Annotated in this window: 19 protein-coding genes; 8 read left to right on the top strand and 11 right to left on the bottom strand. The window is 43.3% G+C overall.

Annotation, left to right across the window (positions count from 1 at the left end; genetic code table 11):
- The first annotated feature begins 66 nt into the window (after positions 1-66).
- The 3 genes from CLV57_RS02400 (at position 67) to CLV57_RS02385 (ending at position 4,900) form a co-directional block, all read left to right on the top strand.
- Complete coding sequence (locus CLV57_RS02400) at positions 67-399, top strand: PadR family transcriptional regulator (protein ID WP_100339762.1); 333 nt, start codon at positions 67-69, stop codon at positions 397-399.
- Between the two features lie 18 nt (positions 400-417).
- A complete protein-coding gene (locus CLV57_RS02395) occupies positions 418-2,052 on the top strand; it encodes a PspC domain-containing protein (RefSeq protein WP_100339761.1) in 1,635 nt (544 codons plus the stop codon).
- A gap of 415 nt (positions 2,053-2,467) precedes the next feature.
- Entirely contained in the window at positions 2,468-4,900 is a 2,433-nt protein-coding gene (locus CLV57_RS02385; RefSeq protein ID WP_100339759.1) for an outer membrane beta-barrel family protein, read from the top strand.
- An 80-nt stretch (positions 4,901-4,980) separates the two neighbouring features.
- Here the strand turns inward: CLV57_RS02385 and CLV57_RS02380 are convergent, their stop codons facing one another.
- Positions 4,981-7,479, bottom strand: a complete 2,499-nt coding sequence (locus CLV57_RS02380; RefSeq protein WP_100339758.1) for a M14 family metallopeptidase — start codon at positions 7,477-7,479, stop codon at positions 4,981-4,983.
- A 193-nt stretch (positions 7,480-7,672) separates the two neighbouring features.
- Between CLV57_RS02380 and CLV57_RS02375 the strand changes: the two genes are divergently transcribed.
- Positions 7,673-7,930 (top strand): VOC family protein, encoded by a 258-nt coding sequence (locus CLV57_RS02375; RefSeq protein WP_245856831.1) that lies wholly within the window; start codon positions 7,673-7,675, stop codon positions 7,928-7,930.
- A gap of 195 nt (positions 7,931-8,125) precedes the next feature.
- Here the strand turns inward: CLV57_RS02375 and CLV57_RS02370 are convergent, their stop codons facing one another.
- Positions 8,126-8,644 carry a PPC domain-containing DNA-binding protein gene (locus CLV57_RS02370; protein ID WP_100339756.1) on the bottom strand — a complete coding sequence of 173 codons (519 nt, stop codon included), beginning with the start codon at positions 8,642-8,644 and terminating at the stop codon, positions 8,126-8,128.
- Positions 8,645-8,893: 249 nt separating this feature from the next.
- On the opposite strand from CLV57_RS02370, the gene CLV57_RS02365 reads away from it, so the two are divergent.
- Positions 8,894-10,036 (top strand): PAS domain-containing sensor histidine kinase, encoded by a 1,143-nt coding sequence (locus CLV57_RS02365; protein ID WP_100339755.1) that lies wholly within the window; start codon positions 8,894-8,896, stop codon positions 10,034-10,036.
- Here the strand turns inward: CLV57_RS02365 and CLV57_RS02360 are convergent.
- Positions 10,033-10,440, bottom strand: coding sequence for a response regulator (locus CLV57_RS02360; RefSeq protein ID WP_100339754.1), 408 nt, complete (start codon positions 10,438-10,440; stop codon positions 10,033-10,035). The genes CLV57_RS02365 and CLV57_RS02360 overlap by 4 nt on opposite strands.
- Before the next feature lie 315 nt (positions 10,441-10,755).
- Between CLV57_RS02360 and ettA the strand changes: the two genes are divergently transcribed.
- Entirely contained in the window at positions 10,756-12,438 is a 1,683-nt protein-coding gene (ettA, locus tag CLV57_RS02355; protein ID WP_100339753.1) for an energy-dependent translational throttle protein EttA, read from the top strand.
- Between the two features lie 93 nt (positions 12,439-12,531).
- Here the strand turns inward: ettA and CLV57_RS02350 are convergent, their stop codons facing one another.
- From CLV57_RS02350 to CLV57_RS02320, 7 genes are all read right to left on the bottom strand, one after another.
- Positions 12,532-13,887, bottom strand: coding sequence for a hypothetical protein (locus tag CLV57_RS02350; protein WP_100339752.1), 1,356 nt, complete (start codon positions 13,885-13,887; stop codon positions 12,532-12,534).
- Positions 13,888-13,972: 85 nt separating this feature from the next.
- Complete coding sequence (locus CLV57_RS02345; RefSeq protein ID WP_157799044.1) at positions 13,973-14,359, bottom strand: HYC_CC_PP family protein; 387 nt, start codon at positions 14,357-14,359, stop codon at positions 13,973-13,975.
- A gap of 99 nt (positions 14,360-14,458) precedes the next feature.
- Positions 14,459-15,136, bottom strand: coding sequence for an OmpA family protein (locus CLV57_RS02340; RefSeq protein WP_211290015.1), 678 nt, complete (start codon positions 15,134-15,136; stop codon positions 14,459-14,461).
- Between the two features lie 205 nt (positions 15,137-15,341).
- Positions 15,342-15,746, bottom strand: a complete 405-nt coding sequence (locus tag CLV57_RS02335) for a response regulator (RefSeq protein ID WP_100339749.1) — start codon at positions 15,744-15,746, stop codon at positions 15,342-15,344.
- A gap of 140 nt (positions 15,747-15,886) precedes the next feature.
- Positions 15,887-16,564 (bottom strand): metal-dependent hydrolase, encoded by a 678-nt coding sequence (locus CLV57_RS02330; protein ID WP_100339748.1) that lies wholly within the window; start codon positions 16,562-16,564, stop codon positions 15,887-15,889.
- A 96-nt stretch (positions 16,565-16,660) separates the two neighbouring features.
- Complete coding sequence (locus CLV57_RS02325; protein ID WP_100339747.1) at positions 16,661-16,966, bottom strand: YbaB/EbfC family nucleoid-associated protein; 306 nt, start codon at positions 16,964-16,966, stop codon at positions 16,661-16,663.
- Positions 16,967-17,112: 146 nt separating this feature from the next.
- Entirely contained in the window at positions 17,113-18,312 is a 1,200-nt protein-coding gene (locus CLV57_RS02320) for a serine hydrolase domain-containing protein (protein ID WP_245856829.1), read from the bottom strand.
- A 122-nt stretch (positions 18,313-18,434) separates the two neighbouring features.
- Here CLV57_RS02320 and CLV57_RS02315 point away from each other — a divergent pair, with 122 nt between their 5' ends.
- Complete coding sequence (locus CLV57_RS02315) at positions 18,435-19,451, top strand: tetratricopeptide repeat protein (protein ID WP_100339746.1); 1,017 nt, start codon at positions 18,435-18,437, stop codon at positions 19,449-19,451.
- Between the two features lie 35 nt (positions 19,452-19,486).
- Positions 19,487-22,480 (top strand): FG-GAP-like repeat-containing protein, encoded by a 2,994-nt coding sequence (locus tag CLV57_RS02310; protein ID WP_100339745.1) that lies wholly within the window; start codon positions 19,487-19,489, stop codon positions 22,478-22,480.
- A gap of 8 nt (positions 22,481-22,488) precedes the next feature.
- Here the strand turns inward: CLV57_RS02310 and CLV57_RS02305 are convergent, their stop codons facing one another.
- Positions 22,489-23,622, bottom strand: a complete 1,134-nt coding sequence (locus CLV57_RS02305) for a YncE family protein (protein WP_100339744.1) — start codon at positions 23,620-23,622, stop codon at positions 22,489-22,491.
- Between the last annotated feature and the right edge of the window lie 62 nt (positions 23,623-23,684).

Raw genomic sequence — 23,684 nt, 5'->3', positions numbered from 1 at the left:
AAAATATTTAAATAATTTCAGTACTATGTATTGCATAATACATTTTTAAACATATATCTTTGTATTATGATTGCAGAGAACACACAAACACAAATGCGTAAGGGTATATTGGAGTACTGTATACTCTCTATCATCGCCCGCGATGAAACCTACGCTTCAGATATAATTGCCGAACTCAAGAAAGCCCAGTTGCTGGTAGTTGAGGGCACTTTGTATCCTCTATTAACGCGCCTTAAGAACAATGGGCTGCTAACTTATAACTGGGTTGAATCTACATCAGGCCCTCCACGCAAGTATTACGCCCTATCGCCCGAAGGCCGCAAAGTGCTTGAACAGTTAGATACCACCTGGAACGAACTGGTTTTTGCCGTAAACACCGCCGTTGGAAAAAATAAATAACCCTGAAAAATTTGCACCATGAACAAAACCATCATCATAAACATAAACGGCATTGTTTTTCATATTGAAGAAGATGCTTACGAAGTACTTAAAAACTACATCACAGATGTAAAGCGCCATTTTCTTAATTCGGCCGACAGTCTGGAGATAACCACTGATATTGAGAACCGCATTGCGGAAATGTTTGCTGAAATATTAACCCGAGATAATAAACAGGTTATTGTAGAGGCAGACGTTAAAACCGTAATTGCCCAAATGGGCACGGTTGAAGATTTTGAACATGCCGATGAAGAACCGACTGCACAAAGCCAGGCAGATGCATTTGCCGCTGTTGGCGGCACGCGCACACTGTTTCGCGATCCCGATTACCGTATAATAGCGGGTGTTGCTTCGGGCCTGGGCAATTATTTCAATATATCTGCCATTTGGTTCAGGTTGTTGTTTGCAGTTTTGGCTCCTTTTGGCGGCCTCGGCATTATCCTTTACATCATACTATGGATAGTTGTGCCAAAAGCTATTACACGAGCAGACCGCATGGCCATGAAAGGGCAAAAGCTTACCCTGCAAGGTTTTAAAAACAACTTTGAAGAAGAAATGAGTGCGGTAAAAGGGCAATTAAGTAACCTCAAAAATGAATCAAAGCCGTTTATTTACCGTTTTAGGGATCTTTTAGGTGAGTTGTTTTTCCATATTGGCCGATTTTTCAGAGGCACAGGCAAAGTGCTTTTTAAAATTTTGAGTGTTTTAATTTTACTTACCTTTTTTGGATTCGCCGTAGCCATGGTAATTAGTCTCGCTGCAATATTGATATGGAACACAGGCCCGGTACACATGTTCCCGTTCAGTATAGTAAACAATGAATATTCGGAGTGGATGTATATTTCCATCTTCCTGGTGGCATTCGTTCCGGTGTTGGCTATTATATTGCTTATTTTGAAGGCGGTATTCAACACTGAGTCTATTTCGCGCTCGTCAGGTGTTGTTTTGTTAACTGTTTGGCTGTTTGCAGTAAGCACCGGTCTATACTATGGCAGTAAAATTAGCAAGGGCTTTCGTTCAACAGCAAGCTTTACACAAACATCCCCTTTGGCAAAATCCTCTAACAATAAATATTATTTAACACTGAATGATGTAATGTACCTTACCGGCGAAGACAGCAGCCGGTTAGATATTAAGAAAAACTTTAACGGAACCCTTACTTATGGCGACGAAGAATTTGAAAAAAACGAGCCGCGCAATGTGCAGATAAGGATTGAAAAAGCTGATGTTGATCGTCCCGTTTTAGTTCAAACTTATCGGTCAAAAGGCAGCAGTTATGAAGATGCATTATTTAATGCGCGCAATACCCGATACATATTTACGCAGCAGGATTCTGTTTTGAAATTTGACAAGCGTCTGCAACGTGTTGGTGGAGCAACATGGCACGATCAGGAAATTGAACTTACGTTAAAAGTACCTGTCAACGCAGTGGTTGTTATTAATGATGAGTTTAATTGGTATATTAATGATGGTGTTGATTATTACTCATGCAACGAAATTAACAAAAGCAATGACAACCATTCTGCCGAATTTATAATGACCGTTAACGGCCTTGAATGCAAAGTTGACACCTCTGTAGTTGCTAAGCCCGACAGTTTAAAACGCGTTAAATAAGCCAAAATGTTCACCGCATATATTAAATATATAAGCCTGCTGTTATTCAGCGGGCTTATACTAACTTTTTATAGCCTCAAAACACCTTTAAGGCAACTGAGAGCGAATAGTTTTAAGGCATTCGCTTCAGTAGAAAGTACCAGGCCTAAAGCGCCATTTTCATTTTTTGAAGATTTTATATGCCCTCTTTTTCCGGCACTTAGCAAAGTATAAGTGCGCTGCCCTGCAAAAATTTAAAATTGTTTGTAACCTAACTACGGGTTTCAGCATCTTATTGACAGAATAAGCCCGAGCGCTTTATAATAAAAACAACAGATCGCCTTAACATCCGGCGGTTTAATCAAATCATTAATCAATAAATTTTTAAAAGAGGACCAGTTCTCTTAGGGAAAGCATTTTGTCAATTTTTTTGCATATGAAACTACTTTTTACCTCCATATATACCTTACTGCTAACAATTACCTGCACGGTCACGGCATTGGCACAAACGTCAAAAATTACCGGCACCTTAAACGACGGCGCCGCAAAGCCGGTGGAGTTTGCCACAGTAAGTTTGTTACGCGCTGCCGATTCAAGCATTGTGAAAGGAGCCCTGAGCAACGAAAAAGGAAACTATGCTTTTGATAATGTTGCCAAAGGCAGCTATGTTATAAAGGCAACATCTGTGGGCTATAATACAGGCAAAAGTGCTGCGTTTACAGTTGACGGTACCGGCGCAGTTACTGTTCAGGTCATAACTATGGCCGAAGCCGGAAAAACATTGAACACCGTTAACGTTAATGCCACCAAACCTTTAATTGAACGCAAAGTTGACCGCACGGTAATGAACGTTGAAAACAGCGTACTTGCAGCCGGAAACACCGCATTAGAAATACTGGAACGCGCCCCGGGTGTAACTATTGACAAAGATGACAATATAAGCTTGCGCGGTAAACAAGGCGTTACCATCATGATCAATGACAAGTTAACCTACCTGTCTCAGGCGCAACTGGCCACTTTGTTACGCTCAACGGATGGTACTACCATTGCATCTATTGAGATCATCACCAACCCGTCGGCAAAATATGATGCTGCCGGTAACTCAGGCATCATCAACATCAAACTAAAAAAGAATAAGCAAAAAGGCACCAATGGTAGCTTGACTGCAGGCTACGCCCGTGGACACGCCAACCGCGACAATATGAGTTTGAACCTCAACCATAAAAACGGCCCGCTCAATGTGTTTGGTACTTTTAGCAGGGGTGATAATAACCGCTACCGTGAGCTGTTAATTGACCGTGTAGTAGCCAATCCTGACACCCCGATCTTTAATCAGCTAACAAAAATGCCAACCTTTAACTACTACAATAATTTCAATATAGGCGCTGATCTGGAAACCAGCTCAAAAAATACAGTTGGCGTTGTTGCAAGTGGTTACAGCAACGGCGGAAGAGATATTAATGACAACCATACCGAACGCAGATCGGGAACTGGTATACTACGGTCGTATTTAAACACTTCCTCTTTAATGAATCAGCGCTACAAAAACCTTGCTTTTAACCTAAACGACAGGTTCAAGATAGATACACTGGGGCAGGAGTTAGGGGCAGACCTTGACTATTCAAAATTCAGCAACAATAATATAGCGGAATACAATACATACTACTTTACACCGGATGGTAAACCCGACCCGGCTGCGGATAAAAAACCGTTGCTGTTGCGCAATCAAACCCCTTCAAGCATTGAAATATATTCAGGAAAAGTGGACTATACCAAACCCTTGAGCAAAACCTGGAAATTGGAGAGCGGCTTAAAATTTAGCAGTGTGAAAACGGATAATGACCTGCGCGCTCAAAAATTTAACGGAACAGATTTTGAAAATGATGCCGGACGCACCAACAGGTTTATCTACACGGAACAAATAGCAGCAGCCTATACAAACATCAGTCACCAATTTAAAGGCGGTTCAATACAGGTTGGATTACGCGCTGAAAACACCGAATCAGACGGTAACCTTTTAGGCGTACAGCAGATTAAACGCAGCTATCTGAATTTTTTTCCGAGTTTGTTCATCAACCGCTCATTAGGCAAGAAGCATGATTTAGGATTCACCTACAGCCGTCGTATTGACAGGCCAAATTATGACGATCTGAATCCGTTCATTTACTACCTTGATCCCTTTACTTTCAACCAGGGAAATGCCTTTTTGAAACCGCAATACACCAACAACTTTGAGTTGAACTACACTTACAACAAAACTATTGATGTTAGCTTAGGGTACAGTCTCACAACCGATGTTATAACCGAATTGATTTTAACAAAAGGTAACTTTACCTTCCAAACAAATGACAACTTAAGAACGCAGAAAAGCTATAACGTTAATATTTTTTCGCCATTTCAGATCACTAAATGGTGGAGCGGTAACATTAACTTCAATGGTTTCTACTTAGGCTTTAAATCAAATAGCACAACCGGCAATGTTGATAATGGCCGTGTAGCTTTCACCGCAAAAACAACGCAAACATTTACAGTGGGTAAATTTAAAGCTGAATTAGTAGGAGATTACCGATCATCATTAGTTTACGGCATATACTACCTGTTTCCGCGATATGCAGTCGACGCAGGCTTAAGCCGCAGCTTCGCTAATAAAAAACTAAACGTTAAAGTTGCCTTAAATGACGTTTTCAACACCATGAGAAATGACCTTAACAGTAATGCATTAGGCAATAATTTCTCTATCCGTCAAAAAAGCGATACGCGGGTATTCAGGGTAAATGTTACCTACAACTTTGGCAGCACAACCATAAAAGCAAGACAACACCGCAGTGGTGCAGAAGCAGAGAAAGGCCGGGTTAACAGCGGGAATTAGTTTACAGTGGGCAGTGGGCAGTGGGCAGTGGGCAGTAATTTGACAACTGCCTACTGCAAACCGCCCACTGCAAACTAAAACTACTGCGCTACCATAAACACCGCGTTACAAAACAGCAGCTTGCCGTTTTCCCAAAAACCGCGAAACAACGGGTCATCAGCCATGTAAACTACCGAACCTCTGCCCAGGTTTTGCACGCCAAACAGCAAGCCTTCCTTATTGAGCTTTTGTTTACTTTTGTTGCCAACCAGGCCCGCCACGTAGGCGTCTTTTTTCAGCGTTGCAACGTTCCAACCTTTATTAAGCAACCCATACAGGCTATCATCTAATTTCAGCGTGTAATAGTAGTTAGGATAACCAAATGCCAGCGGGTGACTATTATCCAGATTAACTTTATATATGGCGCCAGCTACGTTGCTGCTCACTGCATCCTTGTTACGATCTTCATACAGCTTGATCTCCGCTTTATCTTTCATGGCATCACCATTATTACCAATGGTATCAACATCTTTTATGGCGAAACCCAGCTTGTTATCTAATTGTGCCATAGCGCCGCCCATAGCTATTAGCTTGCCGCCATCTTTAACCCAATTGGCTATACGCTCGGCGTGGGTATCTTCATAACGGCCATCGGGCAGAATGATCACATTAAAATCAGCCATACGTACCCGGCCCAGATCATTATACCGAACAATGGTTACCGGGTAATTTAGCTGCTGGTCAAAAAAGTGCCATACCTCGCCCATGTTCTCGGGCGCTACGCCATCACCCGCCACGAGCATAATTTTAGGTGGTTTAATGTACCTGATCACATCCGAACCCAGATCAGCGCCTTTTTCAACAAACCCCGATGAAAGCGCCATTGGCTTACGATTATACTGCGCGGCCAAACGCTTAACCATCTCGTCAAGATCGGGCCGGTCATTACCAGAGCGGGTGATGATCAATGAGCCCGGTGTAAATTTTTGTCCGCCTACCTCAAACGCTTTTTCAGAAAAGCGCACTTTTATTCTCTCAGCAAGCAGCGCAGCAAGAAACTTCGCATCTTCAGCCGAATGCCAGGTGCTGATGTAAGCGTACGGTATACCCGTGATTTGTTCTTTGTGCGTTTTTGTAGTAGTTGCAGCAGTTAACTGCAACACCTCTTTAGTACCATAAGTGCGCAAGCCGTAAGCGTATGGTAACGACCATGCTGTAATATCATACGTATTGGAATCAGCAACAAAGGTTTTGGGCTCGAACAATACATTCAGCAAAACAGATTTAGGCTGATACGCGCTTATCACTACATCTTTAGCGCCAACACTAAACTGGCCGGTTTTGCCGGTAAAATAGTCAAAGCCACTGCCGCTGCCTTTCAAACCGGTTTTATACGCTATGCCGTTATTATCTAACAGCTTACCGAGGGCGGCTAAATGATCTTCGTTATCGCTTTTTATAATGTAGGTTTTAAAATCGTCGGTTGGGATGGTGGCGGCGTTATCAAAATACTTTTTAAACTCAGTTACCGCCTTCTGGGCATTTTCCGACGCAGTTTCGATGGTACTCAAACTGTTGGAGTGATGATGGGTAACTCGATCAGCCAGGGTAAGCACATCGCCGGTACGGGTTGTAACCGCCAGTCCGGCACCTATACCGCCCTGCTCATACGTCATACCAATGGAGCCGTTATAGATAGGATAAGTATCACCATAAGAGGGATAGAGCAGATCAAACTCCTCCTTGGTAAAATATAGCCACCCTGCCATATCAAAATACCTGGCGTTGTTTTTGCCAATGATGGTTTGAAACTCCTTTTGCCAATCAGTTATTACCCTGTGGAAAGGCTGTGCCGCCGGTGCGAAGTAATAAGGCGAGTTATAGCCCTGTTCATGAAAATCAACATGTATTTGCGGCAGCCACTGGTTATAGAGCGCCATACGCTGCTGGGTCTCCTTTTGCACTTGCCAGGCCCAGTCGCGGTTAAGGTCAAAGTAATAATGGTTTGACCTGCCTCCCGGCCATGCCTCATTATGCTCGCGGGACGATGGGTCGGTATTAGGCGCTACTCCCTTTACAGAATTGTAGTAGTTAACGTAACGCTCGCGTCCGTCAGGGTTAAGGCAGGGGTCAATAACTACCACGGTGTTTTTTAGCCAGGCCTGGGTACGGGTGTTACTTACATCGGCCATATCATACAAGGTTTGCATGGCGGCTTCGCTTGATGATGGTTCGTTACCATGCACGTTAAAGCTTAACCACACAATAACCGGTACTGTTGTATTAGGCGCTCCGGTTTTGTCCATCCCTGCCAGGCGCAGGTTATTCTGGCGGATACTCTCCAGTTTGCCTATATTTTCGGCAGAGGCAATAAACATAGCCATAAGCGGACGGCCCTCATTGGTGGTACCATATTGTACCAGCTTAACCTGTTTGGAGCTGGCGGCTATGTATTTAAAATAGTCGGCAATTCGGTAGTGATTGCTGAACTGAGTGCCCAGTTTGTAGCCCAGAAACTCATCGGGCGATTGTAGTTTTTGAGCGGAAGCCACAAAAAAGCACACGGAGCAGAGCAGCAGGAGCGTTATTCTTTTAAGCATAGAAGGGATTAGCGTAAACACTAATTTACGTATAAAAAGGCTTGCAACAAAAAAGCGACATTTTATTTGGCTAAGTTTGAGTATGCAACACCAGGCCCAATCCCTCCGCCCTTTTATCGGCTCAAAAGATTTTGAAGTTTCGCGCGGTTTTTATCGAGAACTTGGTTTTGAGGAGACAATTATCGCCCATAATATGTCGGTATTTAAAACCGGCAACCTGGCTTTTTATCTGCAGGATGCTTACGTTCGGGATTGGATAGAGAACACTGTGGTGTTTTTGGAAGTGGATGATCCAAACCGTTATTACCACGAGCTGAAAGCCCTCAACCTGCCTGCCAGATACCCCGGCGTAAAGCTAATGCCTGTACGGACTGAACCCTGGGGCAGCGAATGTTTTTTGCTTGACCCGGCAGGCGTGTTATGGCATTTTGGCTGCTTCAACAAGGTTTAGTTAATACACTAAGTGTACCACATACATATGCGTCTTAGATTTAAATCAAGAACAAGAAAAAGAGTAACACGCTGATTATAAAGGTTATTGATATTTTTACTGCTGATTTGGGACATCAGTTAATTAAAAACCAAAAGAAATTCCCTTTTTGGTCCACCGGTTGGGACACTTTTTTTACACTATGTCAAAAAATCCCTAATCCTCCTTCACCGTGGTCATGTTGCGCAGCTCGGCAAACTCCTTGTTCCACTCGCGGGTAATGGGTTTGGTGGTTGGCACTATGGTAATTTCCAATATCAGCGAAACATAAGCTTCTTTAACATGCCCGCCACGTACCACATAATTGGAATCGGCCAGTGCTATGTGCGCATGCACAATAGGCTGACCTTCAAGAGTACCCAGATTGCCATTAAGCGACAACACCTCCATTGATGGTGTAAACTTTTGGTATTTATATTTTTGCTTCGCGATGTCGTAATAAGCAATCTCCGCGTTTTCTACAGCGCCCAGTCCGCTTATGCTTGCTCCCGGCAGTTTCTCTTTCGCCATAAAAGCATTCAGACTGGCAATTAAAGGCTGCCCTCTTTTTAAAACCAGCAAATAACTGCCATTGCCATCTTTACGATAATCAAGTTGGGCAGCGGTTATAGGTTTTACCTGTGCAGTTGCTACTGCCGCTATTAATAAGAATCCGATAAATAGAAGCTTTTTCATTATATTTTATTATGATTTATAGTGCTGATAAACAAACTCGGGTTAATATAGTGTTAAACATAAAACTGACCGGTTATAACTCATTCTTGCCGGCATAAACACAATTAAAACAATCTGCCAATATTCTATTAAATAAGTAGTATTTAACGCATAAGGTAATAACTTTTATTTTGCTTATTTTGCGTTGACCCCTGCGCTTACCTCTTCTGCTACTATTGATCTATCTGCACTCAACAATTATTTAATTCAATGTCAGACACGTCTAAAATTCGGCAATTAGAAGCAGAACTGCATCAACTCCGGTTGCAGGTAAAACATACAGCGCAATACCAGGCCGGAAAACACCGGCTGGAAAAGGATTATCAGCTTAGTCAAAACGGGTTCCGCACTATTTTTGAACGATCAGCAATCGGCAAAAACATTATTAACAGCAAACTGGAGATAGTGAATATCAATCAGGCACTGTTGACTATGCTTGGTTACAGCGAAGAAGAAATACTTGGTAATTTGATCACTGATTTTACACACCCCGACTTTGTTGAACGTTGGCAACAACTACAGCGTGAGCTATGGAGCACCGACCTCCTCTCGTTCAATTTTGAAACCTGCATGATTAGAAAAAATGGCACTACCTTTTGGGGGCGTGTTACCGCCATACCAATAGAAGACGACAACAATAAGTTTGGTTACCTCACTTTAGAGGATACCTCTGAAAAGAAGGAGTTAGAGCGATTGCAGAACCTTGTAGAAGAACAGATTCTGCGCCAGCAACTTGCCGAAACCGTATTCAAAACACAGGAGGCTGAACGCCGGCGAATGGCTGAGAGCTTGCATAACGGATTAGGGCAGTTATTATACGGCGCAAAACTAAGCCTTAACCAGTTAAAGGCAAATGCTAACGAAGGTGCAAATGAGATAATTGAATATACTCAAAAGTTACTAAACGACTGCATACGCGAGTGCAGAAGCATTGCTCACAATTTAACGCCCCCGGTGCTTCAGGAACTGGGACTAAAACAAGCGGTTGTTGAAATTTGCAAACAACTTACTGATAGCACCCATTTTAAATGCGACGTTAACAGACTCACCAACACAATTGATAACTTTTTAGAAGTGGCCATTTACCGCATGATACAGGAATTAATGATAAATATTGTAAAACATGCCGATGCAAGTGAGGCATTTGTATATTTATCTGAGAACGATTCGCAGCTTATCATCAGAGTAGAAGACAACGGCAAGGGCTTTAACCAAAAAAACTCACTTAAAAAAGGCATCGGTATACAAACCATTCGTTACAAGGTGGCGCTGTTAAGCGGAAAACTAAGCATCACATCAGAAAAAGGAAAAGGAACAAAAGTAAAAATAAGCCTTCCTAAAAAAGTAGCTTAAGCAACGCGGTTGCCATATGCTGCATGTACTGACCGGATAGCGGAAAGTAACTCATCCAACTCACCGTATTTTGACAGGCATGCTTTAGCACCTGCGTTTAGAACGTTTTGTTTTACGGCTGTGAGAGGATGAAAGGTAAGCACAATTACCGGGGGCGACTGATCTATAGCAACAACCTCGCGCGTCAACTCCATACCGTCCATCAAAGGCATGTTTAAATCAGTAAGCACAATGTTTACTTTCAAACCATCTTTGAGTAAAACCAAACCTGTAAGTCCGTCAGTTGCTGATGCCACCACGTCCATATCCTCCTGTCCGGCTAAAAAGCGGCAAAGGCTTTCACGCACAATAGCGTGGTCATCAACAACCAAAATTTTGATCATAACTGATTGACCGTATTCCATGGCCGTGGTTTAATCTGATAGTTAATGCCTATGTACGAATATATTAAGCGAATAGTTGCAGATTTTTTACTATCACGTGTACAACGTAAAGGTATAAAAACAACGTTTGGGAGAAATACCCCATTTACCCGCCGGGGTTTAACGCAAATACCTAAATTAAACAACGTATTTTACGCAATAAAGCAGCAAAACCGGCTTTAATTAAAATCTCTTTAGTTTGCACTTGCTTTTGCTATTGTTCATATTTGCTCTTGCATCTATACTATAGATAGAACATTTACTAATTCAATAACTCAGTCCTTCACTAATTATAAAATGGCAGACGAAAAGATAATATTTTCAATGGCCGGGGTAAGCAAAGTTTATCCCCCCCAAAAAACCGTACTTAAAAACATCTACCTGAGCTTTTTCTATGGCGCAAAAATTGGCGTTATCGGTTTAAACGGCTCGGGTAAATCATCGCTGCTTAAAATTATAGCGGGCATTGATAAAACCAATATTGGCGAGGTAGTTTTCTCTCCGGGTTATAGCGTTGGTTACCTAAGCCAGGAGCCTGAATTGGATCCTGAAAAAACCGTGCGAGAAGTGGTGGAAGAAGGCGTTGCCGAAACTACGGCTTTGTTAAAGGAGTACGAGGAGATCAACGAGAAATTTGGCCTGGAAGAATACTATAGCGATGCCGATAAAATGGATAAGCTGATGGCGCGCCAGGGTGAGCTGCAGGATAAAATTGACGCGGTGAACGCCTGGGAACTGGACACCAAACTGGAGCGCGCCATGGATGCCCTGCGCTGCCCTGAGCCCGATACCAAGATTGCCGTGCTATCAGGCGGTGAGCGCCGCCGTGTAGCGCTTTGCCGTTTACTGTTGCAGGAGCCTGATGTGTTATTGCTGGATGAGCCTACCAACCACTTAGACGCTGAATCTATCGACTGGTTGGAGCAGCACCTTAAGCAATACAAAGGCACTGTCATAGCCGTAACGCACGACCGTTACTTCCTTGATAACGTTGCCGGATGGATCTTAGAGTTGGACCGTGGCGAGGGTTTACCATGGAAAGGCAATTACTCATCGTGGCTGGATCAGAAATCAAAACGTTTAGCACAGGAAGAGAAAACAGAAAGCAAGCGCCAGAAAACTTTAGAGCGAGAGCTGGAGTGGGTGCGTATGGGGCCAAAGGGCCGTCATGCCAAATCAAAAGCGCGTTTGGGCAACTATGAAAAACTGGCATCCGAGGAAACAAAAGAACGCGAAGAAAAACTGGAACTCTTCATCCCGCCGGGACCACGTTTGGGTAACGTAGTGATAGAGGCCAATGGTGTGAGCAAAAGCTATGGCGATAAATTGTTGTTTGATAACCTGAGCTTTAGCCTGCCGCCAGCGGGTATAGTAGGTATTATTGGCCCTAACGGTGCGGGTAAAACCACTTTGTTCCGCTTAATTACAGGGCAGGATGAGCCTGATGCTGGTACCTTCCGCGTGGGCGAGACCGTTAAACTGGGCTACGTTGACCAGATGCATGATGACCTTGACCCTAACAAATCTGTTTGGGAGAACATAACCGGCGGGCTAGAAACCATTATGGTGGGTGACCGTCCAATTAACTCACGTGCTTATGTATCACGCTTCAACTTTAACGGCGCCGATCAGCAGAAAAAAGTGGGTGTACTATCAGGCGGTGAGCGTAACCGTGTGCATTTGGCTATCACCCTGAAAAAAGGCAGCAACGTGCTGCTGCTGGATGAGCCTACCAATGATATTGATGTGAATACCTTACGCGCGTTGGAAGAGGCACTGGAGAACTTTGGCGGCTGCGCGGTAATTATCAGCCACGACCGTTGGTTCCTCGACCGTATTTGTACGCACATACTGGCATTTGAAGGTAACTCGCAGGTGTATTATTTTGAAGGCAACTATACCGATTACGAAGAGAACCGCAAGAAACGCTTAGGCGATACCGGCCCGAAAAGGATCAAGTACAAAAAGCTGACAGTGTAATCAGTCGCTTTTATAAAAGCAATAAACCCCTCCGTAACCTTGTCGGGATACAGGAGGGGTTTTTATTTAATAGATTTCTGTATCAGAAACAGTCTACATATCCATCATCATCTTCATAGGCCTGCCTAATTTCAGCATAGATGGATTGATGCGCAGATAGACCTGAAACGACATAGGGGCTGTTCCATACAAATTTTTAACCGCTGATGGCGACACGTTAAGTGTGCCTTGTATGCCCGCGGTTACATTGGTTTGCTTAAAGGTGCCTAATATATAGTTGGTGCCTAATGTTATGGCGTTGATGTTAAGCGCCGGGTTGGTTGGCAGAGTTTGCAGCAAATCTAAAGCGGCAGCATTTTTCTGCACAAACTCATAGCGGCCATATAAAGCGGCACGGCTCCACTGCATGGTGCTTTCCAGTAAAACTGAAGGCTCGGCACTGTGTCCCTCATGCGAGTTTTGGCCGTATACCAACGTTGTGGCTATATAACTATCAGATGTTAATAGTTTAGCGTGCATAGCCGATGCTGTAAAACGGTTCACGTTTTCATGATGCCCCTCTTCCGGCGCGTGCAGCCAGCCATTTGATACCTGGAACGACCATTGCGATGTAGGGTTATACATTAAACGCACCGAATACGAATCAAAACGGGCCTTATCAAACCCATACCTGAATTCATCAGGCTCTTTGCCGGTGAACACCGAGCCTTCCAGCTTGAAGTTCTTATGCCTTAAACCCAAGGTAGCCACGCCGAAGGCAATGTGTGTAGCATCCTGGTAATGGTGACTCAAAGGTGCATCCGGATTGTTCCAGCCCGACATGCGGTGCATAAAAGCCGAAGGACCTAAAGCGGGTTCGCTCGGGTACCCTACCGATAGCGATACATCTGTGCTTTTTGCTACCCTTTGCGTGTAGTTAACACTTAGCTGCGCAAAAAGGTCATGCGGATGCTGGCGGTCAACCAATAATCTGCCCTGGTAAGATTCGCCTGTTTGGTAAAGCAGCGGGTAGCCGCCATTGCCAACCGTAAACGGATCTAAAGAGAACATGGTGCTAATGGCAAACAAGCCATTGCGGCCAACCTTGCGTTGAGACATGAACATGAGCATGTTGGGAGCGTCAAACTTGCTGCCACCACGTGTGCCTTTGTTAAACAAGTCCTGCTTGTTATACCGTAAAAATATGTCGCCATGTATCATGGTCATCCATTTTTTACCATGTATCATGTAAGCATACATAGGTGTCTCGTCGGGCACCCATGAAGTTCCGGAACCGTCACGCGTCATGGGCAGATCTAACGAGAATTTACTCGTCATGGGCGGGCCGTCGTCGTGGTGAGATGCGTGGCTGGTGGTATCTGTAGTGGTTGTTGTATGATGGTCGTGTTGTGCAAAAACCTGACTTACGCCTAATAAGATAAGCGCAGCCAATGCTGTAATCTGTTTCATGCTGAATAAAAATTGATCGTAATAAAAAATAAGTGCATAGCCGAAAGGCAGGCACGTGTTAAAGAATAGATACGGTCAATAGAGATCAGATACGCAGATTGCGGTTTCTCAGGAAAGGCTCAACTTTTTGTGTGGGAGGAGGTGCCGGAGGAGGGGTTTTGTCAAACAGTTTCTCCAACAGGGCCTGATGCGCGGCGGGGATCAGATCGCTCAGCGAGAAACCCGGCAGATCAAAACTAAATATACCGGGCGCTTTAGATGATGTTTCGGCCTGATGAGCATCTTTAACCTTAACATCAACTTTCTTGTCGCTGCAACCCTTCATTTTTTCATTGTCGGGTCCGCACTTATCGGCAGCAGCATTAATTTTAATTGATGCTACCGTTCCACTGCAAAAATGCACGTTCATGGCAAACCCTGTAGCGGTTATACCGTACAGCAGTATCATGAATATTATTGTGCACTTTTTCATTCACTACAAATGTAGTTATATGCCAATTAATATCAATACTATAAACAAAAAAACCGGGACGTTAGCCCCGGCTCTCTCAAAACTATATGTATATTAAAATTAATTGCCTTGTTTAGCCTGTTGCTTCATTTGATCGTTAGCAACAATAACTATCTCCACCCTACGGTTTTGAGCACGGCCATCAGCTGTAGTATTGTCAGCAATCGGCTCAGACTCGCCTTTACCGGTAGTAGTTAAACGGGATGAACTAACATTAGCAGCAGTAAGGAAGGTTTTGACAGACTCTGCTCTGCGTACTGAAAGATCCATGTTGTGGCTGTCAGAACCGGTATCATCGGTATGGCCAATGATCAGGATATTAGTTTCAGGATTGTTTTTTAGCGATGTAGCTAAGTTAGTAAGGTTAGTTTGCGCAGCTGATTTAAGGGCAGCTTTATCTGTATCGAATAAAATACCCGAGTCAAACTTCACCAAAATACCTTCACCGTCTCTGATAACAGTTGCACCGGGAACTGTTTGTTTGATCTCGGCTGCCTGTTTATCCATACGACGACCGATCAATGCTCCGGCTGTACCACCCACTGCGCCACCTATAATGGCACCTAACGCGGTATTACCAGCGCTTTTACCTATCACGGCACCAATTGCGCCACCGGCACCTGCACCAATGGCGGCACCTTTTTGTGTTTTATTCCAGGAGCTGCAGCCTGTGCCCATAAAAGCGGCGGCTGTCATTGCTAAACCTATTGTAGCTACTTTAAAGTTATACGTTTTCATAATCATGTTAATGTATTATGGTATTAGTCAAAGTAAGTGCCAAAACCATATTATTATATTACCAGAAGGTATTATTCCTGAAACAATAAAAATTTAATAATTTAGAAAATAGCGAAATAGAAAAGATGTTTCCAATACAAAACACTCCGCCAATATGACTGTTTTTTAGTACAGTTCTTGGGCTTGTGTCAGGAAAAAAGCAGGATTATGCGGCTAAACTCTCGGCCATTTTGCGGAACATAGCTGCGCTTACCGGTTTTACAATGAAGTCTGATATCTGTTCGTAACTTTTGGCCTTGTTAATATCGGCCTGATCAACAGACGAACTCACAATGTAAACTGTAATGCGTTTTTTAATTTGCGGACTCAGTTTTACAAATTCATCCATAAATTGCCAGCCATCTAAAACGGGCATATTAATATCTAATAATATCAGATCGGGCAGATCTGCCGCCTGGTGTAGAAATTCTTTGAAGAAGTTAATAGCCAGTTGGCCATTCTCAAAATACAGGGTCTTTGATGCAATTTGCGATTTGTCGATAAGTCGTTTTATTGTGAAAGTGTATATCTCATCATCATCAATCACACAGGCAACATCAATCTTTTTCATTACTACTTATAGGGGCTTAGATAACGCTCATAAAGATAGCATTTTAACACCGGAAGTATTTGGTTGTTTATACTTAAAACAAACAAAAACCCGCTAATTGCTAAGCGGGTTTGTTATTTTTACTTTAGTTCTACAAATCCTTATAAAGCAACCACTTCGCCAATGGCTGGTAGTTTAATATTTACACCTGCAGATGTGAATTTTTCAATTGCTTCGGCTTTGTCAATAGTGATAACCGGGAAGGTGTCATAATGAATGCCGATAACATTTTTGCAGTTGATGAAAGATGTTGCCTTTATAGCATCATCAATCCCCATGGTGTAGTTATCGCCAATCGGTAGAAATGCCCAATCCAGGTTTTCATCCTCTAACAGTTTCATATCATAAGTTAAAGCGGTATCACCTGCAAAATATATTTTCTTACCGCCTGTATGCAATACAAACCCGGCAGGATTACCACCCGGCGAACCATCAGGCAGTGTGCTTGAATGTACCGCGTTAACCATTTTAACACGTCCGAAATCAAAATTAAAAGCACCGCCTATGTTCATGCCATGCACGTTGTCAATGCCTTGCTTATTGAGCCAATCGGCAATTTCTGCAATGCAGATCACTTTTGCGCCGCTGCTTTTCTGCACCGCTACCAAATCAGCCACATGGTCGCCGTGCCCGTGTGAAACCAGGATATAGTCGGGTTTTAAAGCGTCGATATTTACATCCTTAGCCGCCGGATTAGGCGTAATGAACGGATCAAAAAGCAGTTTTTTGCCTTCTGTTTCTATCAGTATGGTTGATTGTCCGTAATAGGTAGTTTTCATGGGTGTCTGAACTATGATTTTTATGATTAAGAGAATTATAGGATTAGAAGTCTGCGCTCACAATCATGGCAATCTACTCATCCTTTAATCAAGGTGTTATTTGCCGAACAGCCCGCCCAGCCCGCCAAACATATCTTTTGTAGCTGCTGCCATCTCGCTCTGGCTAACATTATCTGCCTGTTGCATGGCTTTATTAATGGCAACAACCAATAACTCTTCCAGCTCTTCCTTATCGGCTTCCTTAAAAAACGCCTCATCAATGCTTACGCTTTGTATCGCCTTGTTGGCGTTAGCGGTCACTGTTATTTTGCCACCCTCGGCAGTGCCGGTCACAGATATGGCATCCAACCTTTGTTTTATCTCGCCAGCCTTTTGCTGGGCTTCCATTATTTTGTCAAACATATTTGCCCCCTATCCCCCTAAAGGGGGAATGACTAATTTAAGCTCCCCGACCCCCTAAAGGAGGAGCAAAAAAATGTGAAATCCTATTAGGGATAGGATGATGAATATAATAATCCCACCTGTTCCCCCTTCAGGGGGTTAGGGGGTTAATCTTCACTCGCGTCTCCGTTACCACTATAGGCGCCTTTTCTTACAACCGGCATGCCTGTCATTTTAAACAGATCGTCTAATTGTAACAAACTGCCGTTGGCAAGGTTTGAAAGTAACACAATGGTAATGTCATTTTTCAGATCGCGCAGGTAAATGTGCCTGAACCCGTGCCACCACCCGGTGTGGTAAACCACCTTTTGCCCCGGCGATTCAAATATGCGCCAGCCATAACCATAATTAAAGTGGCCGCGCAGCCAGTTATTGCGTGGCGTATACGCTGAATCAAGTGTTGCTTTCTTCAACAACAGACCGGCACGCAGCGCGCGGTCAAATAAATAAAGATCTTTAACGGTGCTGTACACACCTTTATCGCCCACCGGGCCATCCAAAAAGTTTTGCACTACAGAGTAGCGCCAGTTACCCCTGTCATGCCCCACCACATCAACCGGGATCTTATCATAGTTAGCTTTTGAGTAAACGTGCGTATGCATCATTTTAGCCGGCTTGAACAGGTTTTCCTTCAGGAATTGCGCATAGGGCATTCCGGTAACTTTTTCAATTATAGCGCCCAAAACCATAAAGTTGGAATTGTTATAATGGAAAGAAACATCGGGCTTGTTATAGCGCGGCGGTTTGTATTGGGCTATCATATCCATAGCCTGCATATTGGTAAGGCCCTTTTTTTGATCTCGCTTTTCTTTACGGTAGATGTCATCCACAAAATACACATAGTTCATCATACCCGAGCGGTGGGTAAGCAACAAGCGTATGGTTACGCCCTCGTAAGGGAAGTTTGGAAAAAACTCGCGCACATCCTGATCCAGTTTAAGCTTGCCGCGTTCCATTAGCATTAAAACGGCGGTGCCCGTCATGGTTTTGGTTATGGAAGCCAGCTCAAACTCCGAGTTTATTTTCAGGCTATCGCGATGCAGGTAATCTGCCCAGCCAATAGCGTTCTCATAAATTATTTTACCTTTTTTAGCAACCAGCACATTCCCATTAAAGCCACGGGTTTTGTGTAGCTTTTGCATATACTCGTCAATACGCTTATCTGCATTTTTGGCGTTATAAGATAGCAACGCTGTGGTGTCAAAATTATCGGCAGCAATGGCCGCATTTGCTTTATTTTCGGGTCCGGAAGAACAAGCGGCTATAAAAACCAGGGCTGATACAAATACTATTAAGCGTAATTTCACTGATTAACAGGTATATAGTTTTAAATAAAATAGGCATGCAATTTGAAAATTATATAACCACTAAAAAACTAAAGTTTTAAACAATTTTATTGCTTTAGTTTAACCTCCAATTAAATTAGAATATGCAAACCGTTTATAAAGCACTACTAACAACACTTCTTATTTTTTGTTCGGTTAAAATTTTTGCGCAAAGCGGTGCGGGTGTTTTGTTGAACGAGGGCTTGGAGCTACAAAAAGCAAGCAAACACACCCAGGCGATAGAGAAATTTAAGGCTGCCCTTGCCTCAGAACCTGACAACGCCGCCGCCAACTATCAGCTGGCCTTTAGTTTGGTTGCCGAAAAGAAAGGCGCAGAGGCCATACCATTTGCAGAGAAGGCAATTTCAACACCATCAACTTTTACCGCACCTGCATACAGTTTACTTGGTGGAATTTATGACGCGTCCGGCCAGGCGCAAAAAGCTGTCGCTGCTTATAATGCAGGCATTAAGTTGACACCTGCTGACCAAAATATGTGGTTTAATTTGGGATTGGCTTATTTTAGGAACAAGCAATATGTCGAAGCAGAGAAGGCCGCCATTGAAGCCATTAAACTGGATGTTAAACACGCCAACAGCCAGCGGCTTTACGCGCTGGTGGCCTTCCACCAAAACAAGCGGCTCAATGCTTTGATAGGTCTTTGCAGCTTTTTATTAACCGATCCTAACTCTAATCGCGCCGAAGAAGCTTACACCAACATACAAAGCATCTTAAAAGGCGGCGTTTTAAAAGGAGCCGACACCAAAAACCTTAGTCCGCCCGAAGCTAAAGAGGCAAATACGTTTAACACCATCATTGCCAATGCTATCAACGCCCCGTCAGCAAAAAGGCTGCAAGGTGTAGCTTTAACTGAATATCAGCTTAAAAGCATTTTTACGCAGGCAGGGCAGGCGGTTAACAAAAAAACCGGGAAAACTTTTTTCGATACTTTCTTTGTGATGCCATTCTATCAGTTGGCGCAAGCAGGGCACACCGAAGCGTTGGCGCAGCTCATTAATAAAAGTGCCGATGGTGCAGCTTACGAGAAATGGATAGGGAGTAACCCCGAAAAGAAAATTGCACTGGACAACTGGATAAAGGCTACAAGAAGGCTATTTTAGCTTGCATTTGTTATATTTAGCAAAAAAACAAAGCGTTGAACCGAACCTTATTAATTGCCCTTATTTTAATAACTTTTAATAAGGTTTACGCGCAGGTACCCATCATTACATCTGTAAGTCCCGAAAAAGGAGGGATAGGGTTCCCTATTACAATAAGAGGCTTCAATTTTGAAGCAAATTTTTCAGACAATGTGGTTTATGTTGGTCCCGAAAAAGCTTCAATTATGAACGGTAATACCAACGAGATAGTTGTTTTATCGGCAAATAGCTCTTATAAGCAAATATCAGTCACAGCCAATGGCCTAACAGCTTACTCAACACGAGCCTATATGCCATTGTACCTTAGCCCTCCTATTAATGCCGGCTCATTTAAAGTGAAAACAAACATAGCTAATGTTGGAGTTAATGCCATTGCGGTAAAAGACTTTGACAATGACGGCAAGGCAGATATTGCTTCGGTTGGTAACGGTAACAGCCTCACTATATTTAAAAACACAAGTACAGTAGGCGCACCAAGCTTTTTGGTGGCAATTAGCAAGACCGGGTTGGAGGGCACAGGTATAGCAATTGATGATTTGAATGGCGACGGCAAGCCGGATATTGTCACCACAAATTTTATGGAGCATAAAATATCTGTTTTTATTAACACAGGTATTAATGGCCAGATAAATTTTGCTAATGCCTTAACTTTCAGCACCGGACAAAACCCCTATCACGTAGCTATAACTGATTGCAACCACGACGGCAAACCCGACATTATTGTTACTAATGAAAGCTATCTTTCTAAATCGGTTTCAGTTTTTCAAAATATAACGCCTGCAGGTGGAACTATAGCGTTAAATCCTGCTAAAAACTTTGCTACGGAGCTGGATGCCCGCGGTATATCTGTAGGCGACCTGGACCTTGACGGAAATGTTGACCTTATAGTAACCTGCCAATCAGGATCTCTAAACTTATTCAGAAATATATCAACAATAAATAATATTGATTTTTCGCCTGCGCTTAATGTAAGTCTGCCTGCAGGCAGTTCACCGGAGAGCGCTGTAATAGCTGACTTTGACGGCGACCTGAAGTTAGATATAGCTGTGGCAAATAATTACTCAAGCAATGTATCTGTATTTAAAAATATAAGTTCGCCCGGAAGCTTTTCATTTTCACCAAGGCAAGACTATGCTACCGGTCAATGGAATTTCAGCAGCACCGTTAGCGACTTTGATGTAGATGGCAAGCCCGACATTTTAGTTACTAATCAGGGCGATAACTCAGTATCCGTTTTAATGAATAACAGTACTACCAACACCATCAGTTTTGCCGGCAAACTTGATTTCCCCATTGGGAACTGGCCAAGAGCCTCAGCAGCAGCCGACGTAGATGGCGATTTCAGGCCGGATATAATAATTGGAAATAATGGGGCGGGTACTATCACTGTTCTGCTCAACACAATAGCGAAAACTCAGGCTGTGATCAATTTTCCTACGCCGGTTGTTCCTCAAATAGGCCCGGGCAATATACTGATCACCAACGCAACAAGCAATAATAATGAAACTCCGATTGTTTATACAAGCAGCAACCCCAGTGTTGCATACGTTAGGGCTGATGGGCAGATAGAGGTAATAGCACCAGGAACTACAGTTATAACCGCTAATCAACCAGAAACAGCCGGATTTCTGGCTGCAGCACCCGTAAACAGAACCTATCTAATTAAGCAGGTACAGACCATTAACTTCCCTCCGTTGCCCGCAAAACTTGTTTGCGATGCTGATTTCTCTGTTAATACCACCTCTAATACTTTACAGCCGCTTTTTTATAGTAGCAGTAACACTGCCGTAGCCACTATATCGGCAACGGGTGTTATACACATAGCCGGCACGGGCACAACCACAATTACAGTTACGCAGCCCGGCAGTGCACTTTATATTGATGCTGTACCGAAATCTCAGGTACTAACCGTTACAGCGCCGGTACCGCCTACTGTAACTATTGCGGCAGATAATAATTCGGTTTGTAACGGATGGGCAGCCGTGTTTACCGCCACTACTTTAAACGCGGGTTTAAATCCTGTTTATCAGTGGATAGTTAATGGCTCGCCACAAGGCACCAACAATAACAAACTTACTGTTAACAACATACAAGCTACAGACGTTGTTCAGTGCCGTGTTACCCAAGGAGGCAGTTGTTCAGCATCAGCACTGTCCAACAGTTTAAGTGTATCGGTTCAACCAATGCTTACGCCGGGTGTAAGTATACAAATGGCTAACGGAACTTTTTGCGAGGGAGCTAACATATCATTTACTGCAACACCTGTTAATGAAGGCAGCCAGCCCAAATATGAATGGTTGGTAAATAATATATTGGTTGGAACAACCTCAGTTCCTCAATTTTCGTATTCCGGCTTCAACAATGGCGACAAGATCTCATGTACACTCTCCAACACCACCTCACCATGCCTGGCAATCCCTTCTGCTACCTCTAATAGTGTTGTTGTAAACATTGCCACCCCTCCAAATGCACAACTATCAATATCAACACCATCCACAAAGGTTTACGGCGCTACGGATGTTAAATTTTCGGTAACCAGTTCTCTAACTGTTTCTGTTTATCAATGGCAAATAAACAATGTTAATTATGGCAGTAACCAACCTTATTTTATTACAAACATATTAAAAAGTGGAGATAGGGTGAAATGCATTGTAACTGTAAATGCTCCGTGTGCAGTACCAAAAGCCACAGACGAAATTGTTATGGACGTTACACTACCAGCTGATATTAAAATACCTAATACCTTTACTCCTAACGGCGATGGCATAAATGATGTTTGGACCATACCCGAACTCTCTTTCTTTCCAAATTGTATTGTCAATATATTTGACCGTAACGGATCGCTTATATTCTTTTCCAGAGGATACTCCAATGCCTGGGACGGCAGCGTTAACGGAAAGAAACTCCCTACAGGAACGTATTATTATGTTATTAAAACTGATGGGGCAAAAGGCTTGCAGCGCAACGGTTACATTACAATTTTACATTGATTATAAAGCTACTTTATTCGCCCAATGCCAAACTGATCTGCAATGGAAGTGGCTTTGTTATTGGTAATAAACACCTCAATCATTTTTTCACTGCCAACCGCGTTATTTTTCTCGTCTGCTAACGTTGTCAATACTTTGCGGGTTTTGGTGTCAATAACTTCGCCGCTTGACGGGTAAGCATATTTGCCGTCTTTACTAAAGGTTATCCATCCGGGCATGTCGCGCAACGGGATGGTAGTTAATTGCTGATAAGGCTCTTTATTTTCAAACACGTGCATCCGCATATTAAACCCGTCGCAAAGCCAAATCTCTTTTTCATCGGGCGTTAAACCTATACCGTGGCTTGGGCATCCGTGCCTGCGTACGGTTCCTTTATCCCAGCCCTGCACGGTAACCTTAGCCGTGCGTTGCCCGGTTTTAATATCAGCTACTTCAAATCCTAACAGATCATTACAGTTCACAAATATTTTGCTCTCGGCTCCGTTGATGGTAAAAGGGCGTACAGGTGCCGAGAACGGACCGATCTGCGATACAATTTGGTTGGTTTCTGCATTGGCCACCTTAACTACGGTATTGGCAATGTCTGATAAATACACGTTCTTACCCGAAAGGCCGTATAACGTATTATGAGATTTATTGAAACCGCCCAGTGTTTTAATAACATCGCCGGTTTTGGCATCTAAAACCGTCCAGGTGTGGCCCTCAAACGCGGGAAGATAAATGGTTTTTCCATCCGGCGATACCGCCAGCCTGTCACACCCGCCGGGTATCATTTTTTCCCAAACCAGTTTACCTGTAGCAATATCTATCCGTTGTATAGATTCCCAGGTAGTAATGTATATACTATTCAACGCTGTGCTGGCGGCTATGCCTTTAACATTGGAGGGAAGCCCGTTAGGGTGCAATCCGTGTGTTTCAATACGTTTTACAAATTTGTGGCCCTTATTAATATCAAATACCAGCAACCCGTGGCCTCCATATCCCAAATAATCGCGTATTCCGGGTACTGCAACAAATAAATACCGGCCGTTAAGCGGCGCTCTGGCCCTTATGTTTTCTTCAATTGTTTCATTCCAACCAGTGTTTAAATGCACAATACACATCAAAATAATAGCGACGATGAGGTTGATCCTGGTCTTCATGATTCAGTTAATTTTAAGGAAAATGACAGGGAAGGCGGCTATAATTGCAAATCAAACTTAAA

The sequence above is a fragment of the Mucilaginibacter auburnensis genome, assembly GCF_002797815.1.
GTDB classification, from domain to species: Bacteria; Bacteroidota; Bacteroidia; order Sphingobacteriales; family Sphingobacteriaceae; genus Mucilaginibacter; species Mucilaginibacter auburnensis.
This window is presented reverse-complemented; position numbering and strand designations above follow the sequence as displayed.